Genomic DNA, 26,959 nt, shown 5'->3' with positions numbered 1-26,959 from the left:
GCCGAACATGCGCGAGTACTTCGCGAAGCGTAAGAAGGACGAGGAGAGCGGCTAGCCAGTACCGTGATTAGCCGATTTGCGGTACCGTCTTTCGCTGACTGACGGTACCGCAAAAGGCTACTAGCCAAATAGATTGCTGATAACGGCTGAGCCTCTTATCTCAGCTGTAGCTGAGCTTAAACAATGTAATATTGAGAGAATCGGAGACGGTGTCAATGTCCCTAGTTTGTTGGTTGCATATTTCGAGGAAAAAGAGTCGAATGAGCTTCTTGGCAAAAGCGCCTCTTCGGTTTTTCCCGCGTCTCATGTCGCAAGAAATACTTTAATCTGCGCGATTGAACACTGCGATGAAGGGAAATGCGATCTCTATGCGAATAATCCTGGGTCTTCTTCATCGAGATACATCGCGCGATTCGAAAAAAACCTGTTAGAAGTGGCAAATACTTATAGGGGCTGCGATAGATCTTTTCGGGAAATGGGTCCTCGTTTTGATGATGAAATCGAGTGTTTTTCTTATTTGTTCGATTGCTTTAGCCGAATCCCTGTTTTCTCCAATTGTCCTAGCGTACGCAAAAGGCGCTGCATTAAGGAGATTAAAGAGAGCAAAGCTGAAATTGAATCCAAACTTGAGCCAGTGTTTGGGCAAGTTCGGTTATTTGATTGCAATCAATCAGGCTATAGCGAATTGCTTGTGTGTTTCTTGGGGGTTCAAAAGCAGTGGATCAATTTAGATGTTAATGCCATTCGCGGTGAAAACGCATTCGCTCGGAGTTTATTTGAATTGCTATCAGATTTTGCGTCTGCGACAAATTCCACTGTCGCTAAATACTACGAAAAGCCTTGGTGGGTGTGAGGTTTTCGCTATGACTATTTTTGCTGTCAATTCTTCTACGATCGACGAATCGAAGGCTCTTAATGCTGAAGTGAGCAAGCGTTATTATGCTGTCATTGTTGCGATGAATTATAGGGGCGCAATCCGCACCAAGCGCGCTGCGCATGCTGCTCGGCGCTTGACGCTAGGGCTTGTGCGCCAGCCCCTGCTGGGGGGCAGCCCCCAGCTCTTGGAAGCTGCCCCTTACAGTACAGCCATACCCAAATGGCATGCTAGGTATCTCGGCCTTGCATGCATGACCAGGCAAGGTCTAATGCCAGAGAAAATACCTCCGACGTTTGATAGCTCCCCCTTGCGGGCTCGCCAAAGGTCTTATATCACAAGCTGCGTCCATCGGAATCTAGCCGATTCGTTTTCTGCGAATCTTCTTCAAATAGTTTTTCTTGAAGTTAATCCATTCGCCGAAGAAACGCTCTTCGGTATTGCCTGCTGCATGCGTTTGATATCTGATCGCTGTCAATTCAATGCCGCATACGTAATCGGCGACTTGGGACAAGTAATACGATGCCGGCGAGATGTCGCGGTAGACGATGGCTTCTTTGGAAATCGTGCCCTCGATTGCGCTGTGAATCGCGCGTTTGACTATTTTTTGGCCGTTGTCGTAGTAAATCTTAACGGCGTCGAACGATTGGAAGAATTCGAGATTGTTGCGTATTGCCAGATTGATATCTCGACGTATTTTGTTTTCAAGGGTCTCCTGGGTCGGGAATTCGCGCTTCAAGTAAGCAAATGTTCCATATTTGAAGTCAATTTTCTCAGTAAAGATAGCAAACGCAGTGAAGAGCTTTCTTCTGGTTCGATATTCCATCAGCGAATACTGGTCATGTCCTCTTATGATGGGCGTGAAGTGAAATGCAGTCTTCGCAAGCCCGGAGTTTCTGATGGATTGCTCGTATCGTTCAATATTCTCATAGATATCGACAGCCTGATTATGGAAAACGAGGGTGACCAGATAACGTTCGGATCCAGGTCCAACATCACCGGACTCGTCGATGAAGATAGAGAGTTCGTTCATTGTGAGCCCTTCTGCCGAAATAAAAAAATGCCGGGGGACAGCCCCCGGCTACTTCGACAGCCTTCCATTGCGGAACGCTATCTAGTTTATATCACAGGCCAGGGCGCTCTTTCAAGATGAAATTATAGCAAACAAACGTTCGATGTTAAAGGGCTACGAGGATAACAAGAAAGGGGATCCATCGTGCAGGATCTGCCAGTTTTGATGTTGTCGCTGCTCTCCGATGACTACCTGTTCTTCCGGGAGGGCGAAATCGCTTGGGACGGTAAACGCCACTCCATACGGGGTATCCAGGCGAACGCGCCAAAGCTTGATGAGCTGAGTGCGGTGGCCGAGGAAGGGGGGTTCGACGACATCTCCGACCTCCATAATTTTGCAGCACTCCTAGCCGTTTCCTGATCAAAGCCGCAGCTCAGCGGCTATTTTTGTGTCAAGTTTGATAATCTTTTTTTGTTGCTGTCTGTTGTTGTTTGTGGTAGAATCTGGTATCTGCAAAAACAGCGAAAGGCCAGGTCAGAGGGTGTATCTGCACAAGTCGGGGCGCAAGGGAGGGACCTATCTCTCGATCGTCGAGGGCTACCGCGAGGGCGGCAAGGTCAGGCACAGGACCGTCGAGTCCCTGGGCTACGTCGACGACCTGGTGGGCGAGTACGGGCCGGACCCCGTCGCCCACTTCAAGCAGGTCTGCAGGGAGCGCAACGCCGCCAAGAAGGCCGAGGCCCAGACCGTCACCATCGAGATCCACCCTCAGCAGAAGATCGACAAGCGGGCCGAGGCCAGGAAGAATATCGGCTCGGCGGTGCTGCTGGCCGTCTACAGCGCCCTGGGCGTCGAGACCGTCATCCGCAACGCCACCAGGGGGTCCAAGGCCGACTACGACGCCAACGCCGTCATGAGGCTGCTCGTCGTCGAGCGCATCCTGGGCCCAGGATCGAAGAAGCACGCCTGGGAGAACAAAGACCGCTACTTCTTCAGGACGGAGTTCGAGCTCGGCGACACCTACCGCGCCCTCGACGTGCTGCGCGCCTGCCGCGGCAGGATCGTCTCGGCTGTCAACCGCGCCGTGGACAAGATGGGGATCCGCGACACCACCTGCGTGTTCTACGACGTCACCAACTACTACTTCGAGGTCGACGAGCCGGACGGGCTGCGCCAGAAGGGGGTGTCCAAGGAGCATCGCAAGAGCCCCATCGTGCAGATGGGCCTGCTCCAGGACTCGGGTGGCATCCCGATCGGCTACAAGCTCTTCCCCGGCAACACCCCCGACGCCTGCACGATGCTCGACGTCCTCGAGGGCATGAAGCGCGACTACAGGTGCCAGCGCGTCGTCGCCGTCGGCGACAAGGGCAACAACTGCTCGACCAACATCGCCGCCCTGACCGCCCGCGGCGACGGCTTCGTCTACTCGCAGTCGATCCGCGGCACCAAGTCCGGCGCCAAGCTCAAGAAGTGGGTGCTCTCGGAGGCCGGCTACGCCTGCACCTGCGACGGGGAGGGCCGCGTCACCTACAAGGTCAAGAGCAAGCAGGGCTACAAGACTGTGACCGTCGAGGGAGACGACGGCAAAAAGAAGAAAGTCAGGGTCGACGTCAAGTACGTCGCCTTCTGGTCCGAGAAGTACCAGAGGCGCGCCCGCAAGGAGCGCCAGGCGGCGATCGACAAGGCGAGGAAGCTGGTGTCGAATCCCGGCGCCTACACCGCGGCCACCCACTTCGGCGCGGCCAAGTACGTCAAGGGGATGAGGGTCGACGCCAAGACCGGCGAGCTCGTCGGGGCAGCAGACGTGCTGGAGTTCGACGAGGAGCGCCTGGCGGCCGAGGAGGCCTGCGACGGCTACTACTGCATCGTCACCAGCGAGACCGACATGAGCGACGGTGAAATTATCGAGGCCTACAGGGGCCTTTGGAAGATCGAGGAGTCCTTCAAGGTCACGAAGAGCGATCTCGAGACTCGGCCGGTGTACGTCTCACGCGAGGAGCACATCGAGGCGCACTTCCTCACCTGCTACGTCGCACTCTGCATCCTGAGGATCATCCAGGCCGCGACGGGCGGGAAGTACTCAGCCCGGGTGATCGCCGACGAGCTGGCCGCCATGTGCGGCACGCACCTCGAGGGCAACTGGTGGCGCTTCGACCATAGGACCGACGCCAGCGACGACCTGTGCAGGATGGCCGGGGTCGACCTGACCCGGCAGAACATGCGGCTGAAGGATATCAAGGCCGCGCTCTCGCAGGCAAAGCTGCAGATTCCCAGTCCGAACAAGAAAATGTAAGAGAAAAAGGCCCGTTTCCCCAGCTCAGAAGGGGTAAACGGGCCTAATCAACTGCAAAATTCAGGCTACGAGGATAACAAGAAAGGGGATCCATCGTGCAGGATCTGCCAGTTTTGATGTTGTCGCTGCTCTCCGATGACTACCTGTTCTTCCGGGAGGGCGAAATCGCTTGGGACGGTAAACGCCACTCCATACGGGGTATCCAGGCGAACGCGCCAAAGCTTGATGAGCTGAGTGCGGTGGCCGAGGAAGGGGGGTTCGACGACATCTCCGACCTGGTAAAGCACTTCGTCGCGTTCCTCGTCAAGCTTGAGGACGACGAGGGACTTGTCGTCCCGCGCGGCGCAATCGCCCCGGAAATCAGCAACAGCCTGTCGGAAGGCGACTTGACGGGGATCACGCTGGCCAACCTGGCCGCATTCGCGCGCGCCATCATCGTTCGCAATACCGATGATGGCAATTATGGAGTTCTCTATGATAGCCGCCTCGCCGTGGGAATCCCCTGCTTCTTCAACTTGATGGCGCGACTCATTTGGGACATGCGGCAGCTCAGCTTGTCGCTCGCCGGCAAGCCCTTCACCGTCGCTTTCGTAGGGAGCCGAAACTTCGATGCGGACGTTCTTTTTCCGATGACGGTCAGCAGCGTGGCGGGAAGGCAGGAGAACCCCCTTTCGATGACGGTGGACCAATGTCCCTCGATCAATCTTCCCAGTGGATCGCCTAACACGCCGGCAAGTGAGAGTGCGCCCAGCCTTTCTGAAAAGCAGGGCGCCGATTCTGAAGCGAAGGCCGAGCGACATGCTCCAGAGAAACGCAAAGAGGGCAAGTTGGACTTCGAAAGAAGTACTGACACGCAAGATCTGCCGGTTTTGATGATGTCGCTGCTCTCCGACGACCTGCTGTTCTTCCAAGAGGACGATATCGCTTGGGACGGTAAGCACCACTCCATCCAGGGCATTCATGCAAATGAGCCGAAGCTGGATGATCTGAAAACAGTGGTCGAAGAAGGGGAGTTCAGCGACACCTCCGACTTGGCGAACCATTTCGCTGCGCTTTTGGCCAAGGTTGAAGAAGACGAGGGCCTTATCATTCCGCGCATCGCGATAGCTCCTGGAATCAGCAAAGCTTTGCCGGAAGGCGACTTGACGGGAATCACGCTGGCCAATCTTGCTGCATACGCTCAGGCCATTACCATTTGCAACGCAAATGACGGCGATTACGCGGTTCGCTGCGACAACCGCCTCACCGCGGGGATCCCCTGCTTCTACAACTTGGTGGCGAGACTGATTTGGGACATGCGCCAGCTCAGTCGGTCGCTTGCTGGCAAACCCTTTACCATTGCCTTCTCGGAACGCAAGAGCATGGACGCTGACATGTATTTCCCGAGAGTGGTTGGCCACGTTGCAGGGAGGCAGAAGAATCCTTTGCTGAAGCGCGTGCGCCACTGCCCTCCGGTCTGGCTGCCTTACGAGATTGAGGAGGAACTGAAGAAAAAGAAGGCGGCAGACAAGTTGGCCGCCAAAGATGCCTCGTCAAGTAAGGGAAAACCGAGCGTCCAAGTGGAGCCCAATCGGGCGCTGCTTCAGAAACTCGCACTGCAGATTGCGGAAAAGAAGACGTATACCGAAGAAGACAGGCGGAAGGACGAGGAAGCGCGCGAAGCGGCGCGCCAGGCCGCGGTCGAGGCGGGAGCTGAGCAGTATGCGCTTGATCAGCATGAAAAAGTCGTAGAACAGTTTGAGAAGGGTCGAAAAGGGGATAAAAGCACAACATTCGATGGCGGGCCGAGGGAACGGGTTTGCTATCACCTTCTCGAGCGCGGAGGCGGCCTCACGGAGCAGGAGATTTTTGATGATCTAAACCGCACGCGTAACGCGAAATGGCGGCAGCCCAACTCGAATGGAGGCTCCGTAAAATACGACAAAATGCTTCAGCTCATGTCGGATCCTTCGCGGACGATTACGAATGAGTACCAAAGATATCTTCCGATGGGTGAGGCTGCGCAGATGGCCGAGCTGCTGGATGAGCAAAAGACAATCAAATCGGATAACGGCATGTGGTTCCTTTGGTGCCAGGATGGCGTCGATTGGGGTCAAAGACTGCTCAACGCGAGTGCCGCGCTTGCCGACGCCAAGGAAAAGTCGGGGCGCATTGAGCAGTTCGAAAAGGAGAGGCGTTCGTTTCTTGTGGAGAAGGAAGAACTGCAAAAGCAGATCAAACAACTGGGATTGTTCGATTTCAAAGCGAGAAAACCCCTGAAGGAGCGCTTGTCGGTAATTGAAAGCGAGCTTTCGCAAAAGGAGGGGCTTCTCAAAGACGCGCATGCGAAGCGTGACGCTCTCCCCGCAATCGAAGGAGAGCTGAAGGCGATAAGGAAAGCTTGTCAGTCGGAGTATCGCGATTATCTGATACGTCGAGAGCGATATGAAGAGAGAATGGGATAGAAGGGCAATCACCGATGACGACACTTCTCTATAAAGAAGCGAAAACCTCAGTTGAGTCGCTTTCTGCGAATCTTTTTGAGGTAGTTCTTCTTGAAATTTCGGATACTTCCGAAAAACTCGACGTCGGTTCGCGTTTCCAGGTGCCGCTCGTACTTGGCAGCCGTCAACTCGATTCCGCACAGATAATCGGCGACCTGCGCGAGCCGGTACAGTTTGGGGGAGGCGTCTTTGTATACGGCCGCCTGACTCGAGATGGCGCCCTCGATAGCGAGGTGAAGCGCCTTCGTTACGATGCTCTGCCCGTCATCGTAGTAGATTTTCACCTGGTCAAAGTCTTGCAGATAGGCTTGCTTCGATCGAAGGAGGCCCTTCACGTCGGCTTCTATTGCTCGCGTCAGTTGGGCAGTATTTGTGACGCGACTGCGCTTCTCGAAAACGAATGCGGCGTAAGCGATGGGAAGATGTTCCGCGAATATTCTGAATGCATGAAGTTGACGCTTCCTGCTGCGAATGTCTTTCCATTTGTAGTCGTCCTGCCCATTAAGCAGTGGGTTGAAATGAAAGGGGATTGTATCGAGCAACTCTTTCGTGAGGGTGCATTCGTACTGGGCGATATTGGGCTGAATGGGCTCATCCTGCCTATGGAACACCAAAGTGACAAGGTAAAAATCGGATCGAAATGCCGCATCGCCAGATTCGTCTATGAAAATAGACAGCTCCCTCATGAGCCGACCCCCTTTAAAATAAAAATGTCGGGGGGGAAACCCCCCGACGCTCGGAGGTCCCTCTATTCGAGGAAACCGCTTATTTTATACCATGCCGAGCACTTCCTTTCAAGTCGTAATTGTAACAAACAAATGTTCGAAATTCAATGTAAACTGGCAGCATAAAGAGGAGGCAATCACTGATGGCGACACTTTTGGCAGATAAGTACGCGGCGCGAAAAGCCGAGGTCAACGAACGGTTCGAGCAGTTGCGTGCGAATGAGGAGGAGCTCAACCGCATCTTCGCCGAGATATACAACATGGTCGGTGAGGTTCCTATTGAAGTCGAGGACAAATACGTCTCGGTGGCGCGCATCTTCGACACGGCGGAGGAGATTCCCGAAAGCTACAAGGGCAACAAGTACGTGCGCACCAAGCGCGACGAGATAACCAGCCTGATCAGTTACGCGGTCGGCTGCATGTTCGGGCGCTATTCGCTCGACGTGGACGGGCTGGTGCTGGCGGATCAGGGCGACACGGTTGAGGACTACCTGCAGAAGATGCCCGACCCGGCGAGCGTTTCCTTCATGCCCGACGCCGACAACGTCATCCCCATCACCGACGAGGAGTACTTCGAAGACGACATCGTGGGCCGCTTCGTGGAATTCATGCGTGTTGCCTACGGCGCCGAGACGCTTGAGGAGAACCTGCGGTTTGTGGCCGATGCGCTCGGCGGCAAGGGCACGTCGCGTGATGTCATTCGCTCGTATTTTCTGAAGGAATTCTTCAAGGACCACTGCCAGACATACAAAAAACGTCCGATTTACTGGCAGTTCGACTCGGGCAAGAAGAACGGCTTCAAGGCGCTCATCTACATGCACCGCTATCAGCCCGACCTGCTCGCGCGCGTGCGCACCGATTACGTGCATCAGCAGCAGGAACGCTACCGTGCGCAGGTGTCGTATGCGGAAGATGCGCTTGCCACGGCGGAAAAGGGCAACCGTGTGAAGCTGGAGAAACGCATCTCCAAGCTGAACGACCAGTTGCGCGAGGCAAGCGAGTTCGAGGAGAAGGTGCACCATCTCGCCGATCAGATGATCGAGATAGACCTCGACGATGGCGTGAAAGTGAACTACGCGAAGTTCCAGGACGTGCTAGCGAAAATCAAGTAGCTGATTTATCGGAAAAGGAGGGGCTGACTATGGCGAATTATCATACCAACGATCTCGCGATTGCCGCTGATACCGAAAACATGAAAAAGGTGCTCCTGAACTTTGCGGCGAACCTTGCGGCGAATTCGGAAGAGACGGGGCTTGATTTCCATGACATTCTGGGGTTGCGATCTGCCGAAGGAATGTATCAAGCTATTGAATCAGCGCTCACTTGCTATTATTGGCTCGCCTTTTCGGGCGCGCCCGTAGATGAGGACCTTTCTTCAGATAATTCGCTTGGATGGGAATCGTCGACGAGTTCCGCCTCAGGCTACGCTTCTCAGGTTGAAGCACTAGAAAGGGTCTTTTCTTCTCGCTTTCAGGATGCTGATTTTAAGTTTGGAGTTCGTCCTTCGGGTCGACCAATGAGCGAAGAAGCGAGCGTCGAACTTTCCCGATATGGCGATAGATGGGTAATTCAACTTTACTACAGCACGGCATGGGAACCGAATTCTAGCGACATTGATTCCTTCTTTCTGGGCCTTCCCGAAGGTGAGTACGGCGTCGCCTTCCTTGATGCAGACGAATACGATGGCTATGAAACTATTTCCGTTTTCAGCGGCGTCCATCATGGCCGGGCGCTTTTGCATGATGCCGCGGAAGAAGGGGAGGACGACAGCATTGATAGCCATGAACTGTGGGAGCTTTTAAAAAAAGGTCGTGCGGAAAACAGAGATGAGATTGATGGTTTAGCGCACCTTGCGTTCAACTGTGCCGTTTCCCAGTGGAACGATTGGGGGTCGTGGGAAGAGCCCTATGAAGATGACTATGATGACGTCGACAGCTGGCTTGAGAAATTGAATGCACCCCTGTTCAATTGGGACAATCCGAATGAAGATGAATTTGAGAAAATTAGCGATTACGTCATCGGTGTCCTTTCGACATTTCCCTTCAAATGCGAAGTGACGGGGGCCAAGTACCTCGGACGTAATCAAAATATTGAGCACTGTATTTCCGGCTCTGAAGTATGCCTGAAATCTGATTGGAATAGTCCCTATTTCAAGTATGCGGGGATTGAGCTTTTCGATAAAGAGGGAAGGTCGCTTGGAAACGTCGGAGGCTATCGGAACCCGTCGGAGGACAAGCGGGCGGTATTTGCATGCTTGCTACCCCATATTCGTGCAACCGTGGTGAATGTGGAAACGCAAAGTTCGCGAGGGGATTGGCGAAAGCAGGCTCATCTTGATGTTCGACTGGAGTTAGATCCAATCGACCTTCCCGCTGTTTTGGAAGAAATGCGATCCCTTTTGAAGCTCGACCCCGAAAAGCGTTCGCTGAGCAGTGCTGTGAGCGAGGAGGATTAACCATGGAGCCCATTAAAATTGAGGACCCGAAGCTTGCGGCCAAAGTGGATCGCATCATAGAGCAGCTCAAGGAATATTATCCCGATGGCAAGGTTGTCCGAATTACTAACGACCACAAAAAATTGTCAGAACGCATAGGGAAGGCGTATAAGGAAATAGGCTATCAGTCTCGTGATGACTTTTTTACTGCTTACGGTTTCGAGGCGAATAAGGCTGGCCATCCTTTCACAACTGATGCCAAAGAAGTGCTTGCCGAGCTCCATCGCCGCTACGATGGGAAGACTCTTTGTGCTAATCCCTCTCAGCTCATAGAAGAAAACCCTGACTTAAAAGGCAAGTTGAAAACGCTCCAAAACAATTCTCAGAGGGATTTTGGGGATGTGTTCAAGAATGTTCTTATCGGCGAAGGCTTGCTAGCGGGCGAAAAACGGGAAGCTGCGCGAAAATTCACGCGTGACGAGATGGATGAAGCGCTCGAGGAACTTGCGGGGAGAATCAAGGAAGACGGGATCTTCGCGAAGACGATGGCTTCATTGCAAAAAACCTATCCCGACTATTCGGATGCCCTTACGTTTTTGGGTAGAGTGAGCGGTGATTGGTATGGTCTCACGCCTCGAAAACTGTTGCAGGAACGAGGCATTCTTGTTCAATCGGGTACACCCGGCGTCAACCAAGACGAAATTCTATCCTGGCTCAAAGAAACATACTCTTCGCTTCCTAATGACGAAAAGCCGGCTTCGGTCGATGAACTGATAGCTGCAAATCCAGATAAAAGCACTGAATTAAAAGAAGCTCAAAGGAAGTGGAAAGCCAATCACGAGGAGACATTTCTTTCCTGTCTTAAACAAAATGGCGTGATCAAGATGAGCGAAACTGCTTTGCGCAATCAACTTAAGGAAACTGCTCCTTTCTGCGTGCGCAATGCCAAGTTGAAAGAACTTGTATCGCTATGGAAAAAGGTCGGTGGGCCGAAGACTCTAACGCGCGAAAACGAGGAACAACTTGTGTTGCCCGAACGCGTAGCGGCGATCGATGCTGATTACGCGGTTGAAATTCGCAAGTCATATTTTCACGCAATGATCCACAAGAGCGAACTTGAGCAGCATGCAGTGAAAGCGGGGACGTCGCTGAGTTGCTCGGCGTCGGATCCCTTTATAGCGTTTGGGACGCCAGACGGATATCGGCTGATTAATCGAAGAGTGGGAAATCTGCGTTGGAGGGATTCTGACCCAAGTCCCTTTGACGAATATGCTGATTACGGGGAAGACGCATGGAAAGACTCTCCCGTTGCTGGCCTTGTCGGTGCATGGATTGAAAGCATTTCGCAAGATTATTATGGGTGTGTGCTCATCTGCGTCCGGTTCGATTATCCGCATAAGCTCACCACGCAAACCATGATCAACCTGCTCTATAAAAACGGTGTGCTTACTGACGATGACATGCTCGGCGGTGACGATTGGCGCAAACGCGAATACGAGAAGCTTTCTTTCGAAGGTGCCGCGCTTGTGGAAGATTCAGGGGACGACTCGACGTCTGGCTCTGTTCCCGAGCTCGAATCCGAGTCCGAGCTCAAATCTGAGTCCGAGATTGAGCCTGCTCCCGAGCCCGAATCCGAGCTCGAGCCCGATTCCAAACCCGAGATCGAGCCTGCTTCCGAATCCGAGCCCGAGATAGAGTCTGCTTCCGAGCCTGCTCCCGAGCCCGAGTCGGACGGGCCAACTCGCGAAGATAAGCTTTCCCTTGCGCGTCTTGCGGTAACGGCGGCGCAGCTCGTGGGCGTAGCCACGTTCCCTCAGGAATTTCTCGACAAGCTCGAACGGGCAGAACAAGGCGACATGAGCATTGACCCGGATGATCTGTTGAAGGCAATCAACGACATGACGCCCGACGAGCATTCGGTCGATGCCGCTTCGCTAACTTTTGACGAGGGCCGGGTGGCACGGGGCAAGCATTTTGACGTTGCCATCCCTGATGGGTGGCACGTGGTCGAAAACTACGAGCGCGACGGCCTCTTTGGGCAGAAGCGCCCGTTCGTAGCCGTCCCTGAACACGTTTCCAACGACGACATTGAGCTTTCAAACCGCATTATTTACGTTGACTCGGGCGATCGCGCCGCCAAGCTCGGTCAGACATCCGCCTTTATGACGGCACCATTGCGGTGGGCTATGTTCTGCCAGGCGCATTATGTCGAAATGGCCAATCAGATGACTGACCCCACTTCGCCCTTTGCTGCTTTTGCGCAAAAAACTATGTGGGATTGCGAAGTCGATGCTCAAAACACCAAATGTTTCATTGTCCAGTACAATTCCGGCACGGGCATAAATGGACTCGAGTTCAATATTCGCCCGTACTCTCTTGATCATTCCGACTATCTACGTGTCTGCCTCTCCATGGATGAAAATATCGACATTGATGCTATTCGCGAAGTGGTGAAACACATAGCGGCAACTGTCGAGTTGGACAAGCCTTTTGAATCAGATGCGGAAAGGGGTCTCAAGGCGGCTTTCGGGGAGAAGCTCACCAAAGATGAATTCACGGATTTGGCGAGTCGAATTGCTTCGCCCATCCCAAACTTCTTCCAGAAGTTATTTACCGCTGGTCAGAATAGATATGTCTTCCAACTCGATGGCGAAGAGGTTGATGCGCGCGATGCGACGATAGCCGGCGCACGCATGCTTGCGGAATATGGCGAGAAGTTTGTCCCGTACTACGGCAAGTTGCTCGATATTTATGCGGCCAACGATTGCTTCGGAGAGACAGAAGCGACCGGTCATGAGGCATATGATGTGTTGAAGAACATCTTCGAGGGTGCTTTCCCAAGCGCAGCTCTTTTCGCCGACGATGAAGCGAAAATAGTGACCGAAGAAGGTATTCTCGACGACATGCCCGAAAAAACAGCACTACGAGACCGTCTTGAAGCGCTTTTCCCTAAAGGGGAAGCGAAGCTGCTTCGTTTGGAGGACGTAGTCCCCCGTGGGTACATTGACGATATAAAAAAATGGGGAATAGACTTTATTCCCAACGATGGCGTTGCGCGCGAGCTTGTCGACCGAGGGAAGGAATGTGTTGTCCCCTCAATTCTTCGATCGCGGCAGGAGCAAATCGATGCGCTGATCGGGATGTCTTCCGATAGCGCATCTACTCTTGAGGCAATTCGCGAGGAGGCCGGTAGGTACAATGTCATCCTCTTTGAGCTGGCTTCTCGCTATAAGACTATTCTTGAAAGGATGATTCCCAAAGAAGCGCTCGAGGGTTCGAAGAGATTTTTGGTTGAGATAAACGATATCTTAGAGCTGATGAGCGATAGTATCGAGACGAACAATCAGAGCATCGGCACGCTGCGGGGTGTGGCGCTACCCGCAGGGATATCGGAATTCAAGCAGCAATTGAGGCAACTCGATGACGCTGTTGCTCGTTTGGCCGCAAAAAATGAAAAAGAGCAGGAAATTGATGCTCTTGAAGCAAAAATTCAGGAATTGGAAAATGCGAGGGCGAAGATCCCCGGACTTGAGCAGCAGGCGAAGATGCTTTCCAGCGAGATAGATAAAATGAGCTTCTTCTCCTTTAGCAAGAAGAAGGCGAGAAAGGCGGAGCTGGCTCAATGCCAGGCTCAGCTTGAAAGTTGCCGCAGTCAGGCGGCTTTGATTGATTCGGTGCGCGCTGAGCATGAAGAAGCGAAAGCCGAATTTGCGAAATTGCGCCAGGCATAAACGACGAGTCCCTTTAAAACACGAGATGGAACGATGAATCAGTTAGATATAAACGAACAGTTGAAGCTGCGGTTCGCGCGTCCTTTGGGCGATTTCGACGCGCGGCGCGTGGTGGTGTGGCACGACCCCGACGGCGAGTTCGAGGAAGACTTCAACAAGCTGGCAGCGGAGGGCTTCGACGGCGCGGGCGTTGCGGACGGGGTCATGCCTGCCGGGGGCGGTTTCCCGCGCAATCTTCGGTTTCTCAAGGCCGAAGAGGGTGTTATGTTTCTTGTCAAGAAGCTCATCGCCCGCGACGATGCGGAGAACGACATCTTGCTGTACCGGAAACGGGGCAAGGGCAAAGTCGAGGGCGATTGGCTGGCCGACGTCGAGTTGTACGCGGAGTCGTTCCAGGCCGACCGCTTCTCGCTTTTGGCCACAGAGCTCGGGGCGTCGAATGCCGACGCGGTGCGCGATGCCCTGCGGGGATTCCAAGGCTATTTCGCCTCGAAGGTGCGCATTAAGAAGTTTCACGACTGCATGCCCGAGCCTTCGTCGGCTGAAGACGTCGAGGTGGGTGTGCTTGCGGCGTTGCTTGGCGCGGCGGGTCCTGAGGATGCTTCGGTCGGATTTATCGTGCGCGGATATATGCGCTCGCTGCTGAAGTGCAGGGAAAACCCGGCAGACGCGTTCGATCCCTTCGCTAAATATGGTGCTGACGAGGCTCTTTCAAATTTTGTTGCGCGCAAGACGGGTTTTACGGGGGCGCTTGACGAAACATCTTCGCTCGAGGCGCTTGCTTCGCACGTTCTCGTATCGGCGGCGTCGTTCGTGCTTCCCGATGGTGCGCTTTCGGGGCTTGAGCGCTGTATATCGAAACAGCATGCGCCGTTCTGTTTGTCCATCGTGAGGGACTGGGACAGAAGCGAGGGTGCGGCCGATCTCTATGAAGTGGCGCGAATCGTAGAGGAGTCGTGCGGCTTGCCGGCGCGTTTTGCGGGTCTGCCGCTTGACGACATCGTCGATTGTGACGTGTTTCCTTGCATAAATGAGGCGATTCTTGGTGGCCTCATGGTTTCGCTGGCGGATGGTGCCGACCGCGCTGAAGAGGCGCATCGAGTGTGCGCCCGCCGCAAGGATTTGGCCTGGCATAACTACGTGGCGTGCTATTTCGATGCGCTTGATGCTGCTGCGAGCCTATGCGATTTTCGGCGCGAGCATGCGGGAGGTTTCCATGTAGCTCAGGCGAAGGAAGTGTGGCGCGCCTACGAGACCGACTGGTACCGCGCCGACAGCTTCTATCGCCACCTGTGCCATTCCTTCGAGCTGTGCAAAACCAAGCCGCGCCCTGCGCTCGAAGGGCCGCTGCGCAGCGTGGTCGGCTGGGCGGAGAACCTGTACTCAAATTGGTACATCGAAGGTGTGAACGCGTGCTGGGAGAACGCAGCGTCCTCGCAATGGGCAAGCGCGGGCTACATCGAAGGCGTGCCTCGTGAACGGCGGTTTTACTGGGAGGTGCTCCCTTCGTGCAAGGGCAGTGCGAAAAATGCGGTCGTTGTCATTTCCGATGCGCTGCGATTTGAGGTCGCGGCTCAGATGGCACGTGTGCTCGAGCGTGAAAGGGGCAGCGTCGTCGCGCTATCCAGCATGCAGGCAGTGTTCCCCTCGGTTACCGAATTCGGCATGGCGGCGCTGTTGCCGCAGCGAGACTTGTCGCTCGATTGGGAGACGGGGACGGTGTTCGCGAACGGCATGCCCACCGCCACCACCTCGCAGCGCGAGGCGGTTCTGCGCGCCACTGCTGCCGATGCACGGGCCCTGCGCGTCGAGGACTTCCTCGATTTGCCTGCCGAGGAGCGAAAGGCGCTCGTCAAAGGTGCATCCGTGGTGTACCTGTACCACAACAAGATCGATTCCACAGGCGAAAAAATCGCGACGGAAGACGACGTGTTCAAGGCGTGTGCCGACGAGATAGATTCTCTTTGCGCGCTTGCAAGGCGCCTCACGTCTGAAGTGCAGGGCTGCCAGGTGACGATAACGGCCGATCATGGCTTCTTGTATACGCGCGGTGAACTGCGCGAATGCGGAAGTCTCGACAAGGGCGATATGCCGCTGTCGCCTGTCGTTGCAGGTAAGCGCCATATCGTGGCTCACGCGGACGACGCCGAATGGGCTGACTCGATAGGGGATCCGGCAAGCACGCTGTTTGTGGAAATGAACATGAGCGACGTTTCGGGCGGCAGATACACGGGGCTTGCGCCGCATCGCGCTATCCGCATCAAGCAGCCGGGTGGTACGCGCAACTACGTGCACGGGGGGCTGACGCTGCAAGAGCTGTGCGTTCCCGTGCTATCGTTCCGTCGAGTTCGTTCGGGTGCGAAGGGCTTCCAGGATACCCAAGCCGCGACGATTCGTGTGCTTTCGGAATCGCGGCGCATAACCAATTCGCTCTTTAACGTGAGCCTTTTGCAGGAGGAGCCTGCTGCGGGCAAGGTTTTGCCGTGCGAATATGAGCTCGTTTTCCTCGATTCATCAGGAAACGAAGTGTCTGATGTGGTGAAGGCTCACGCCGATCTTACTTCCGACAACCCGCAGGACCGCGTGATCAAGGTGCGCTTCAGCTTGAAGGCGGGCTGCTCGTTTAACTCGAAGGAAGCATATTATCTGGTAGCGCGTGATAAGAGCTCGGGTGTTCAGGTATGGCGCGAGAAGTATCGCATCGAAGTGGCGTTTGCCCCCGTTGACGACTTCGGGTGGTAATGAGGAGGAACTTAGCGTTTTGGTAGCGAGGACGGAGCGGAGGTGTGCGGGCCTTCGCTCCTGTGCTTGTAGCGGATGACGAGAATCGCAGGGCGCCCGATAGTGTCGCGTGGGTAATTATCGCGTGCCTTGCGATGTTTTCTCTTTGCCGTTCGGGGGATGCGCCTGCGCGAGCGTATGCATTTCCCTTACAATACCAACTCACTATGATTGAAATCTTGAACACCATTGACTCAGTCGTGTGGGGGCCTGCGATGATTGCGCTTCTGCTCGGCACCCATATCTTCCTCACCGTTCGCACGGGCTTCATCCAGCGCAAGCTGCCTCAGGCGCTTCGCATGTCGTGGGGTGGCGGCACGTCGAAGGGCGAGGGCGATATCTCCAACTTCGGCGCGCTTGCGACGGCGCTTGCCGCGACCATCGGCACGGGGTCGATTGTCGGCGTCGCCACGGCAATCCTGGCAGGCGGCCCGGGCGCCGTCTTCTGGATGTGGATCACGGGCGTGTTCGGCATGGCCACGAAGTATGTAGAGGTCTACGCCTCGGTGCGCTACCGCGTGCGCGACCATGCGGGCAATATGCTCGGCGGCGCCATGTACGTGTGGGAACGCGCCTTCACGCGCAAAGACGGCACGCGCCCTTGGTGGGCGAAGCTCGGCGGCATTGCGTTCGCCGCGTTCGCCGTCGTCGCCACCATCGGCACGGGCTCGGCGGTGCAGGCGACGTCCATGACCGGCATCATCACGTCCTCGATTCCCGGCATCCCCGACTGGGCGGTCGGCATCGCCATCGTCGTGCTGGTGGGCATCGTCATCTTCGGCGGCGTGCAGTCCATCTCGCATGTGTGCGAGAAGCTCGTTCCCGTCATGGCGGTCGCCTACGCCGGCGGGTGCATCGTGATTCTGCTGATGAACGCGCCTGCCCTCGGCAGCGCGATCGGCCTCATCTTCGAGTGCGCCTTCACGCCGAAGGCCGCGTTCGGCGGCGCGGTCGGCTCCGGTCTTCTGATGGCGCTGCAATTCGGCTGCGCCCGCGGCCTGTTCTCCAACGAGTCGGGCCTTGGCTCCGCCCCCATCATCGCGGCGGCTGCCAAGACGAAAAACCCTGCCGAGCAGGCGCTTATCGCCATGACCGGCACGTTTTGGTCCACGGTCGTCATCTGCGCGCTCACGGGCATCGTGCTCGTGTCGACGATGATCGCGCACCCCGAAATCCAGGCGGAGGTGCTCGCCGATCCGACGTTCTACACCGGCGCGCAGCTCGCCTCCACTGCGTTCGCCACCATTCCCTATGTCGGAACGCCGATTCTCGTCATCGGCATGGTGTCGTTCTCGTACTCCACGATCCTTGGCTGGTCATACTACGGCAACCGCTGCGCCGCCTACCTGTTCGGTAAGCGCGCCATCCTGCCGTACCACATCGTGTACGTTCTCGTCGCGTTCCTCGGCGCGATCGGCGTGGGCAACGTGGTGTGGACCATCTCCGACATTGGCAACGCGCTCATGGCCATTCCCAACATCATCGCTATACTGCTGCTTTCGGGGTTGATCTGCCGCGAGACGAAACACTACGTCTACGAGGGCAACATCGAGGAAGAAGACACGCGGGAAATTCCCATGATCTCCTCGAAGTAGGCGCGGCTGCAAACGCGTTGATAGATTTTCCCAGGGGCGCCGTCGGGTGCCCTTGTTGTTTGCGAGGCGAAGAGAAGTCAGCGGAAAGCGGCGCCCCGCATCGCCTATACTCTTACATCATGAAAAAGATTGCCATCATAGGCGGTGGCGCGGCCGGATTGGCTGCAGCCATCGCCGCTGGAAACGAACTTGCGCGGCTCGGCGCGGCGGACGAGTGCGAAATCGTGCTCTTCGAGGCCGACCCCGAGCGCGTGGGCCGCTCGATCCTCGCGACGGGGAACGGCCGTTGCAACTTCTCGAACGCCCACATCGACCCTGCGTGCTACCGCAACGCCGACTTCGTGGAGGCTGCGCTGCGCTCGCTCGCGCGCCTTTCTGAGGTCTCCGAGTGGGGGAGCGTTCAACCTGTAGGAGCCTACGGAGCCTCCGCGCAAGGGCGCGCCCAACCTGCGGGCGCTTTCGAAGCGCCCGTGCAGCGATTCTTCTCCGACTTGGGCCTTATGTGGCGCGAAGAGGGCGAGGGTCGCATGTACCCAGCAGCCAACAAGGCGTCCTCGGTGCTCGATGTGCTGCGCGCTGGCGCCGCGGCCGCGCAGGTGCGGTTCGCCTTCGGCCGCACGCTGTCGCGCATCGATGCGCCGACCCGTGCAAAAGGCCTCCTTCACCTGCGCTTTTCCGACGGCTCCATCGAGCATGCCGATGCCGTCGTCGTCTGCGTTGGTGGACGCGCGGTGTCGGGCGTCGATTTCCCCGCGGGCATTCACGTTGAGCCGACGCGTCCAGTCCTAGGGCCGCTTGCCACCGATTCGCGCATCACGCGGCAGCTGAACAACATCCGCGTGAAGTGCGCCGTCTCGCTCGAGCGCTCGGGAAGCCTCGTCGCGCGCGAGGAAGGCGAGCTTTTGTTCCGCGACTACGGCGTGTCGGGCGTGTGCGTGTTCAACCTGTCACGTCTGGCCTGCGAGGGGGACGTGCTCTCGATCGACTTCCTGCCGCATATGCCCGCCGCCGAGCGAGATGCGTGGCTGTTCGCGCGGCGCAAGCACCTCTCGGCCCGCCTGGGCGAGAACGGCCAGATTACAGCCGAGAACGTGCTGCGCGGCGCGATGCTTCCTCAGGTGGCACAGGTGCTTTGCAAGTGCGCGGGAATCGATCCTGCGCGCCCGCTCTCCAAGAAGGATGTCCTTGCGCTCTCGCGTGTCATCGGCGGCTTGTGCCTGACGGTTCGAGGCATCGGCGACGCGAAGCAGTGCCAGGTCTCGCGTGGCGGGCTTTCGGTTGCGGCGTTCGATTCGCAAACGATGGAAGCCGTGTGCGCGTCGGGCCTGTTCGCAGCTGGCGAGGCGCTTGACGTGGATGCTCCCTGCGGGGGCTACAACTTGCATTGGGCATGGTCATCTGGCCTGCTCGCGGGCGTGTCTGCTGCTCGCAGTGTCGTGTCGGCCGATGGGGAAGGGGAAGGCGAATGAGCTCGAAGGATGCTCGCGGCGACAAGGGCGCGAGCACTGGCAAGAGGGTAGGCGGCAACAAGAAGATGAGCGGTGCCAAGCTGTCCACCGGCAGCAAGGGGCCAGGCGGTGGCAAGAAGGCGGCAGGCCGTCCCCATCGCGGGGGAAAGACCAAATCGCAAGCCTCTTCCCGCCAACGTACCGGTCGCCCCTCGCATCGTGGCGCCTCCTTCGACGCAAGTGCGCTCGAGGGAGCGAAGTTCATCGAGGTGTCGAACGTCGCACTTCTGCTCGATGCGGGATTGGAGAGCCCCGCGAGCGAGGTAAATCGCCTGACCCCTGTCCCACTTTCGACTGAGACAAATCACCCGGCCCCCGCCACGCCCGCAGCCTCCCCCGCGCCCGCGGAGGGTTCCCATGCGGAGAGCCTCTCGCGCACCGCCATCGCCTCCGCGCTCGGGGTTGCGCCCGAGGATATTGCCTCGTTTTCCCTTGTGAAGCGTAGCGTCGATGCGCGGAAGAAGTCGAACGTGCATTTCAACGCCACCTATGCCGTCCGCCTTGCGCAAGGCGTGGTCTACGACGCGCTTTCCCCCGCTCGCGGGGTAAATGTTCGTGCGTACGACCCGCCTGCGCCGCTTACGATTCCCGATTTGCGCTCGCTCGCGACATCGTCGGATGGGCGCATCGTGGTCGCAGGAACGGGCCCGGCGGGGCTGTTCTGCGCATTGTTCCTGGCGGAAGCGGGGCTGCGCCCGCTCGTGGTCGAGCGCGGGGCCGCAGTTGATGAGCGCACGGCGGCTATCGAGTCATTCGACGCGGGCGGCCCGCTCGATGCGGCGGCGAACGTGCAGTTCGGGGAAGGCGGCGCTGGCACGTTTTCCGACGGCAAGCTGACTACGGGCACGAAAAGCCCGCATATCCGCCACGTGCTCGAGGCGTTCGTCCAGGCGGGTGCGCCTGACGAGATTCTTTGGCAGGCGAAGCCCCATATCGGTACCGACAAGCTGCCCGCCGTCGTGAAGAGCATTCGCGAGCGTATTATCTCCGCAGGTGGCGAGGTGCGTTTCCTTACCCGCTTGGCTGATATCGAGCTGTCGGGCGGTGCGGTCTGCTCGGCCGTGCTGGAGGACTCCCGCACGGGCGCTCGCGAAGCGGTCAAGGCCTCGCGCGTCATTGTCGCGTGCGGGCACTCGGCGCGCGACGTCTTCGAGCTCGCCCGCGATCGGGGGTTCGCGCTCGAACGCAAGCCCTTCTCGATGGGCGTGCGCATCGAACATCCCCAGACGCTCATCAACCGTGCGCAATACGGTGCGGCTGCGAAGCACACGGCGCTCGGCGCCGCCGATTACAAGATGGCGGTGCGCGTCCCCGCTCGCGCGAACGGCATTCGCACGGATGCTACAAGCGAGAACGCGACCCGTGGTGTATACACCTTCTGCATGTGCCCAGGTGGGGAAGTCGTCGCGGCGGCAAGCGAGGAGGGCGGTGTCGTCGTGAACGGCATGAGCCGCTTCGCGCGCGATGGCGAGAATTCCAACAGCGCGCTGCTTGCCGACGTGCGGCCCGACGATTTGCCGGGGGACGACGTCATGGAAGGTGTCCGCCTGCAACGCGAGGTCGAGCGTGCAGCGTTCGAGCTTGCTTGCCGCAACGGCGGGGCGCCCTATGCCGCACCCGCGCAGACGGTGGGGGATTTCCTCGCAGGTGCTACATCTTCGAGTGGGCAACCTGAAGGCAGGCAGCCGAGCGATACGGTTGCGGCTGCGTCCGAGGCTCGCTGCCGCACGGTCGTCCCCGGGTCTCATCGCCGCGTTGGTGCGCCTGAATCGCATAGCCGCCTGGTCGTGCGCCCGAGCTATCCGCGCGGCGTTGTTTGGTGCGATCTGCGCGAGTGTCTTCCCGAATTCATCTGCGACGCGCTCGCGCAGGGTTTACCGTTGCTCGATGCGAAGCTGCATGGGTTCGCCGATCCCGGCGCTGTGCTTACCGGCCCCGAAACGCGCAGCTCAAGCCCCATCCGAATGGTTCGTGGGCAGAACTTTCAGGCGCGACTGGCAAGCGATTTGCCCGATTCGGACGAGGAGCCGGCCACTCGCGTCTATCCGTGCGGCGAAGGCGCGGGTTATGCGGGCGGTATCATGAGCGCCGCCGTCGATGGCCTGCGCGTCGCCGAGGCGATTGCGGCCGAGTTCTCTTCCCGCTAGCGCCCCTCGTGCTTGCGGTCCGCTGCCAACCTTGCCTCCCGCGCCCGCACCTGCTCGCTCGCACGTGTCCGCGGCTCGTTGCCATCTCGGCCCTGCGCTCGGCGGCCTGCTCGCGCCCTTGCCGTGCTGTGAGTGCTACAATTTACGGCACGTCGCTGCGCACACCGCGCGCACGGCGAACGACAAGTGCTTGAAAAGGTGGTTCCATGGCGCGTCTTTCCGATTCGATTGCGGTCACGGCGTCTGTCCTCAAAAAGGGACAGCCCGTGATCTTCCCCACGGAAACGGTGTATGGCCTGGGCGTTTCTATTCGCCACGCCGCGTCTCCCGATATTCTGTACAGCTTGAAGCGCCGCGAGAAGGCAAAGCCCATCTCGTGGCTCGTCTCCCAGCAAGACGACCTCGCGCGCTTCGGCCGCTGCGTCCCCGAGTTCGCCTTTGTGCTCGCCCGGACGTTTTGGCCGGGCCCCCTTACGCTGATCGTCAAGGCGTCGGACGAGGTACCCGAGGCGTTTCGCTCGAGCACCGACACGATCGGACTTCGCATGCCGAACAACGCCTGCGCGCTCGAGCTGATCGACGCAGTAGGGTGTCCCCTTGCAACGACCTCGGCAAACGTATCGGGAAAGCGCCCAGCTGGCTCCTTCGGCGACCTCGACGAGGGCCTTTGCTCCCAGGTTTCCGCGGTGCTTTCGGACGGGGAAGACGGCGCCAAGAGCGGCGTCGCCTCAACGGTCGTCGATTGCACGCAGGACCATCCCGTGATCGTACGCGAAGGTGCCATCACCATCGCGGACATCAAGTCACTTTCGTAGGGTTGCCTGTCCGCGCGCGGGGCTTTCCCGCTATACTGAGGTGCGACGGGAAAATCGCTTTGGCATAAGGGGGAGTCTCGTGTCCAAACCAGTTGAGAAATCATCGGTAGGGTTCAGGTCGTTCGACAAGTCTTCCCAGATAAAAGGGGTGTTGTGGCAGCCTGTTGCCTCGCATGGCTCATCGGGTGCCACTCCTCGCGCAATCGTGCAGATCGTCCACGGCATGTCCGAGCACATCGGTCGCTACGAGGATTTCGCTCGCTTCCTCGTGAGCGCCGGTTTCGCGGTATGCGCCCACGACCACATTGGGCACGGCCGCTCGGTCGCCGACCCGATGGATTTGGGACACATGCCCCTCGATTGCGGGAAGGACGCCCTCATCGAGGACGTTCACGAGATGCGGAAAACGGTGAGCGCCCGCTTCTCGCGCAAGACGCCCTACTTCATCTTTGGGCATTCCATGGGAAGCTTCGTCACACGGGCGTACCTGTCCCGCCATGCGGAAGGCCTTTCGGGCGCCGTGATTTGCGGCACAGGCAACGAGCCCGTCGTGAAGTTGAAGATGGGACACTCGCTTGCCTGCCGAGTCGCCGCCAAGCAGGGGGAACGCACGCGCAGCAAGCTGCTCCATAACCTTGCGGACGGAGCCTTCTCGAAGGCCGTCAAAGATGCGCGCACACCTTTCGATTGGCTTTCCACTGACCCCGCCATCGTCGATGCCTATATTGCCGACGACCTGTGCGGCCAGACGTTTACGGCTGGCGCCTACGCGACGCTCACGAGCCTTACCGCCGAGGTTGCAACGCTCGATTCGGCGCTCGCGATTCCCTCCGAGCTGCCTATCCTGCTCGTCGCCGGCGCGCTCGACCCGGTGGGGAACAAGGGGCGCGGCGTGAAAAGCACGGCCGCCCTGTTCAAGAAGGCGGGGATCAAAGACGTCGAGGTGAAGCTCTACCAGGGCATGCGCCACGAGATCTTGAACGAGCCCGGCAAGCAGCAGGTCTACGACGACGTGCTCGCTTGGATCGACCGCCATATCAGCTGATTTCGCGTTTCCTCAGTTGGCTGGCAGCATTGGAAGCGCTGGAAACACCGGAAGCGCTGGAAACACCGGAAATATCCCTTCGAGGAGATAAGTATGTCGAAAACCTACGTTGTCGCGCTTGACCAGGGGACTACGTCTTCCCGGGCGATGCTCATCGACCGCGAGGGGCGCGTCGCGGACGTGGTGCAAAACCCCTTCCCGCAGATTTTCCCCAAGCCGGGCTGGGTCGAGCACGATCCGCGCGATATCCTCTCGTCGCAGCTCGGGGCGCTGACGGAACTTTTGGTATCGAACGATTTGGGACCTCGTGACATCGACTCCATCGGCATCACCAACCAGCGCGAGACCACGGTCGTGTGGAACCGCGAGACCGGGCAGCCGGTAGCGAATGCCATCGTGTGGCAGTGCCGCCGAACGGCGCCTCTCGTCGAGGAGCTGTGCGGGGTCCCGGAAATCGCTGCGGAGGTCACGCGTCGCACGGGCCTTGTGCCCGATGCGTACTTCTCTGCCAGCAAGATCCGCTGGATCCTCGACAACGTCCCCGGCGCTCGCGAGGATGCGCTCCAGGGAAAGCTCGCGTTCGGCACGGTCGACTCGTGGCTTTTATGGGCGCTCACGCAGGGCGAGGTGCACGCCACCGACGTCACCAACGCGAGCCGCACCATGCTCTTCAACATCCACGACATGAAATGGGACCCGTGGCTGCTTGACCTGTTCGACATCCCCGCTTCGATGCTTCCCGAGGTACGCCCCTCGTCGGGCGACTTCGGCGTGACGAGAAATCCCGCCGTCTTCCCCGGCGTGCCCATCCGCGGTATTGCGGGTGACCAGCAGGCGGCGCTGTTCGGGCAGTGCTGTTTTTCGCCCGGCCAGGCGAAAAACACCTACGGCACGGGCTGCTTCCTTCTGATGAACACGGGACACGAGGCGTGCGAGTCGAAAAATGGTCTGGTCACTACCGTTGCCGCGAGTGCGCCTGATGCAAAGGGTCCTGAATATGCGCTCGAGGGAAGCGTGTTTATGGCGGGTGCTCTTCTGCAGTGGCTGCGCGACGAGATGGGCCTTATCGATGACGTGGCCGACACCTGCGAGATCGCCCGCAGCGTCGATAGCACGGAGGGCGTCTACATCGTGCCCGCCTTCACCGGCCTCGGCGCCCCCTATTGGGACGCCGAGGCGCGCGGCACGGTCGTCGGCCTCACGCGCGGCTCGACCCGCGCCCATTTCGTCCGCGCGGCGCTCGAATCGCTCGCTTACCAGGTGCATGACCTGGTGGTAGCGATGGAGGCCGACTCGGGCGTGAAGCTCTCCGAGCTCAACGTCGACGGCGGCGCGTCGAAAAACGACTTCCTCATGCAGTTCCAATGCGATATGCTTCGCACGTCGCTTCATCGTCCGCAGAACGCGGAGACCACTGCCGCCGGCGCCGCGTATCTGGCCGGTTTGTCGACGGGCTTTTGGGAGAGCACCGACCAGCTGCGCGGGTTGCGCGCGACCGACGACATCTACGAGCCGCAGATGGACCACACGCGCCACGCCGAGCTTTTGGAAGGATGGCGGCGCGCGGTGGGGCATACGAAGACGAAACAGGACAAGTTCACGACATAAGGGAGAGTAGGAACATGATTATCAGCATCGCAAGCGATCACGCGGGTTTCGAGCAGAAGCAACTTTTGGCTGCCTATCTTGAAGAGAAGGGCTACGAGGTGCACGACCTGGGCCCCGACTCCGACGACCGAGTCGATTACCCCGACTTCGCCGCCAAGGTCGCCCACGAGGTGGCAGGCGGCGTGGCGACGTACGGCGTTCTCGTGTGCGGCACGGGAATCGGCATGGCCGTCGCCGCCAACAAGATCAACGGCATCCGCGCGGTGAACGCCATCAACACCCAGTTCGCCGAGCTGTGCCGCGAGCACAACGACGCCAACATCGTGACGCTGTCGGGTCGCTTCGTCGACGTGGAGGAAAACAAGCGCATCCTCGACGTGTTCCTGTCCACCGATTTCGGCGGCGGCCGCCACGCGGGCCGCGTCGAGAAGATTATGGCGCTCGAGACGCCCTCGGCGTAGCGGTCGCGCTTCCCAGCCGAGTCAAATTTCCCTTGACCAACGCAAGCTTCCCCTAACCAAGTTGTAACAATTGCGCCTGCTCATTGTGCTAGAGTGGGCGCATACTTTTTTCGGGCTCTGGAAGGGGCGAATTATATGACGTTGCAATATGTAAGTGAAAGCGATCCCGAGGTCGCCGACGTTCTTCGCGCTGAGCTGGGACGTCAGCGCACGAGTGTCGAACTCATCGCTTCGGAGAACTTCACTAGCCCGGCTGTCATGGAGGCCATGGGCAGCGTGCTCACCAACAAGTATGCGGAAGGTTATCCCGGCAAGCGCTACTACGGCGGCTGTGAGAAGGTCGACATCGTGGAGGATCTCGCGCGCAATCGCGCCTGCAAACTCTACGGCGCGCAGTTCGCGAACGTTCAGCCCCATTCCGGCGCGAACGCGAACCTGGCGGCGTACTTCGCGCTGATCAAGCCCGGTGACACCATTTTGGGCATGGGCCTCGACAACGGCGGCCATCTTACCCACGGCAGCCCGGCGAACTTTTCGGGCAAGCTCTACCATGCGGAATCCTACGGCGTCGATCCCGAGACCGAGGTCATCGACTACGACGCGCTTCTCGAAAAGGCGAAGGAGGTTCGCCCGAAGGTCATCGTCGGCGGCGCTTCCGCCTATCCCCGCACGATCGACTTCCCGCGCATGGCCGAGATCGCGCATGAGGTGGGCGCCTACCTTATGGTGGACATGGCCCACATCGCCGGCCTCGTCGCCACGGGTGCGCACCCCAGCCCCGTGCCGTATGCCGACATCACGACGTCGACCAGCCACAAGACGCTGCGCGGCCCACGCGGCGGCTTCATCCTGACGAACTCCGAGGAGCTCTTCAAGAAGATCAACTCCGCGGTGTTCCCCGGCTCGCAGGGCGGCCCGCTCATGCACGTCATCGCCGGCAAGGCGGTCGCGTTCGGTGAGGCGCTCAAGCCTGAGTTCAAAACCTACATCGACCATGTCGTCGAGAACGCGAAGGCGCTCGGCCAGGGAATGACCGACGGCGGCCTGCGCCTGGTGTCGGGCGGCACGGACAACCACCTGTGCCTCGTGGACCTCACGCCCGCCGACGTCACCGGCAAGGACGCCGAGAAGCTGCTCGAGCGCGTTGGCCTTACGGTGAACAAGAACACCATCCCCAACGAGCAGCGCAGCCCCTTCGTGGCGAGCGGCATTCGCGTCGGGTCCGCTGCGGCCACCACGCGCGGCTTCACAAAGGACGACTTCTACGAGGTCGGCCTGTGCATTGCCGGCACCGTGTTCAACGCCGATGATGACGCAAAGCTCGCCGACATCAAGAAGAAGGTCGACGCGATGCTCGAGGCCCATCCGCTCTACCCGGGTTTGGAGTACTAGAGATTTTTGCCAGGTGGGCGCTACGGTGCGTCAGGTCGATGAGTTCTCGACCCTG

General features: G+C 58.3%; 18 protein-coding genes. 16 read left to right on the top strand and 2 right to left on the bottom strand.

The features are described 5' to 3' along the window. The first annotated feature begins 229 nt into the window (after positions 1–229). Complete coding sequence (locus F8C90_RS07005) at positions 230–853, top strand: hypothetical protein (RefSeq protein WP_170264581.1); 624 nt, start codon at positions 230–232, stop codon at positions 851–853. 379 nt (positions 854–1,232) lie between these two features. Here the strand turns inward: F8C90_RS07005 and F8C90_RS07000 are convergent, their stop codons facing one another. Continuing rightward, a complete protein-coding gene (locus tag F8C90_RS07000; protein ID WP_158049805.1) occupies positions 1,233–1,907 on the bottom strand; it encodes a DUF3800 domain-containing protein in 675 nt (224 codons plus the stop codon). A 183-nt stretch (positions 1,908–2,090) separates the two neighbouring features. Here F8C90_RS07000 and F8C90_RS06995 point away from each other — a divergent pair, with 183 nt between their 5' ends. From F8C90_RS06995 to F8C90_RS06980, 3 genes are all read left to right on the top strand, one after another. Further along, on the top strand, positions 2,091–2,306 hold the full coding sequence (locus F8C90_RS06995) for a hypothetical protein (RefSeq protein WP_158049804.1): 216 nt from the start codon (positions 2,091–2,093) through the stop codon (positions 2,304–2,306). A 73-nt stretch (positions 2,307–2,379) separates the two neighbouring features. Continuing rightward, complete coding sequence (locus F8C90_RS06990; RefSeq protein ID WP_211361053.1) at positions 2,380–4,179, top strand: IS1634 family transposase; 1,800 nt, start codon at positions 2,380–2,382, stop codon at positions 4,177–4,179. Between the two features lie 386 nt (positions 4,180–4,565). After that, a complete protein-coding gene (locus F8C90_RS06980) occupies positions 4,566–6,623 on the top strand; it encodes a hypothetical protein (RefSeq protein ID WP_158049801.1) in 2,058 nt (685 codons plus the stop codon). A 47-nt stretch (positions 6,624–6,670) separates the two neighbouring features. Here the strand turns inward: F8C90_RS06980 and F8C90_RS11420 are convergent, their stop codons facing one another. Next, the gene (locus tag F8C90_RS11420) at positions 6,671–7,348 is read right to left on the bottom strand and encodes a DUF3800 domain-containing protein (RefSeq protein WP_158049800.1); all 678 of its coding nucleotides are present in this window, start codon (positions 7,346–7,348) and stop codon (positions 6,671–6,673) included. Between the two features lie 182 nt (positions 7,349–7,530). Between F8C90_RS11420 and F8C90_RS06970 the strand changes: the two genes are divergently transcribed. From F8C90_RS06970 to glyA, 12 genes are all read left to right on the top strand, one after another. Then, positions 7,531–8,499: a BREX-1 system adenine-specific DNA-methyltransferase PglX gene (locus F8C90_RS06970; RefSeq protein WP_158049799.1), complete on the top strand. Its 969-nt coding sequence runs from the start codon at positions 7,531–7,533 to the stop codon at positions 8,497–8,499. 29 nt (positions 8,500–8,528) lie between these two features. Continuing rightward, on the top strand, positions 8,529–9,842 hold the full coding sequence (locus F8C90_RS06965; protein WP_158049798.1) for a hypothetical protein: 1,314 nt from the start codon (positions 8,529–8,531) through the stop codon (positions 9,840–9,842). A gap of 2 nt (positions 9,843–9,844) precedes the next feature. Continuing rightward, complete coding sequence (locus tag F8C90_RS06960; protein WP_158049797.1) at positions 9,845–13,552, top strand: hypothetical protein; 3,708 nt, start codon at positions 9,845–9,847, stop codon at positions 13,550–13,552. 33 nt (positions 13,553–13,585) lie between these two features. After that, positions 13,586–16,294 carry a BREX-1 system phosphatase PglZ type A gene (pglZ, locus tag F8C90_RS06955; RefSeq protein ID WP_158049796.1) on the top strand — a complete coding sequence of 903 codons (2,709 nt, stop codon included), beginning with the start codon at positions 13,586–13,588 and terminating at the stop codon, positions 16,292–16,294. 206 nt (positions 16,295–16,500) lie between these two features. Further along, complete coding sequence (locus tag F8C90_RS06950) at positions 16,501–17,928, top strand: alanine/glycine:cation symporter family protein (RefSeq protein ID WP_158049795.1); 1,428 nt, start codon at positions 16,501–16,503, stop codon at positions 17,926–17,928. Positions 17,929–18,047: 119 nt separating this feature from the next. Beyond that, entirely contained in the window at positions 18,048–19,397 is a 1,350-nt protein-coding gene (locus F8C90_RS06945; protein WP_158049794.1) for an aminoacetone oxidase family FAD-binding enzyme, read from the top strand. Then, positions 19,394–21,583 carry an NAD(P)/FAD-dependent oxidoreductase gene (locus F8C90_RS06940; protein ID WP_246155839.1) on the top strand — a complete coding sequence of 730 codons (2,190 nt, stop codon included), beginning with the start codon at positions 19,394–19,396 and terminating at the stop codon, positions 21,581–21,583. Before F8C90_RS06945 ends, F8C90_RS06940 begins: the two co-directional genes overlap by 4 nt. 206 nt (positions 21,584–21,789) lie before the next feature. After that, entirely contained in the window at positions 21,790–22,398 is a 609-nt protein-coding gene (locus F8C90_RS06935; protein WP_158049793.1) for an L-threonylcarbamoyladenylate synthase, read from the top strand. 79 nt (positions 22,399–22,477) lie between these two features. After that, complete coding sequence (locus F8C90_RS06930; protein WP_158049792.1) at positions 22,478–23,443, top strand: alpha/beta hydrolase; 966 nt, start codon at positions 22,478–22,480, stop codon at positions 23,441–23,443. 93 nt (positions 23,444–23,536) lie between these two features. Then, positions 23,537–25,051 carry a glycerol kinase GlpK gene (gene glpK / locus F8C90_RS06925; protein ID WP_158049791.1) on the top strand — a complete coding sequence of 505 codons (1,515 nt, stop codon included), beginning with the start codon at positions 23,537–23,539 and terminating at the stop codon, positions 25,049–25,051. Positions 25,052–25,065: 14 nt separating this feature from the next. Continuing rightward, positions 25,066–25,512, top strand: a complete 447-nt coding sequence (gene rpiB, locus F8C90_RS06920) for a ribose 5-phosphate isomerase B (protein ID WP_158049790.1) — start codon at positions 25,066–25,068, stop codon at positions 25,510–25,512. 135 nt (positions 25,513–25,647) lie between these two features. Then, a complete protein-coding gene (gene glyA / locus F8C90_RS06915; RefSeq protein WP_158049789.1) occupies positions 25,648–26,904 on the top strand; it encodes a serine hydroxymethyltransferase in 1,257 nt (418 codons plus the stop codon). Positions 26,905–26,959: the final 55 nt, after the last annotated feature.

It is taken from the genome of Ellagibacter isourolithinifaciens, assembly GCF_008831035.1.
GTDB lineage: Bacteria > Actinomycetota > Coriobacteriia > Coriobacteriales > Eggerthellaceae > Ellagibacter > Ellagibacter isourolithinifaciens.
The sequence above is the reverse complement of the archived record's forward strand: the minus strand, read 5'-3'. Positions and strand labels throughout refer to the sequence as shown.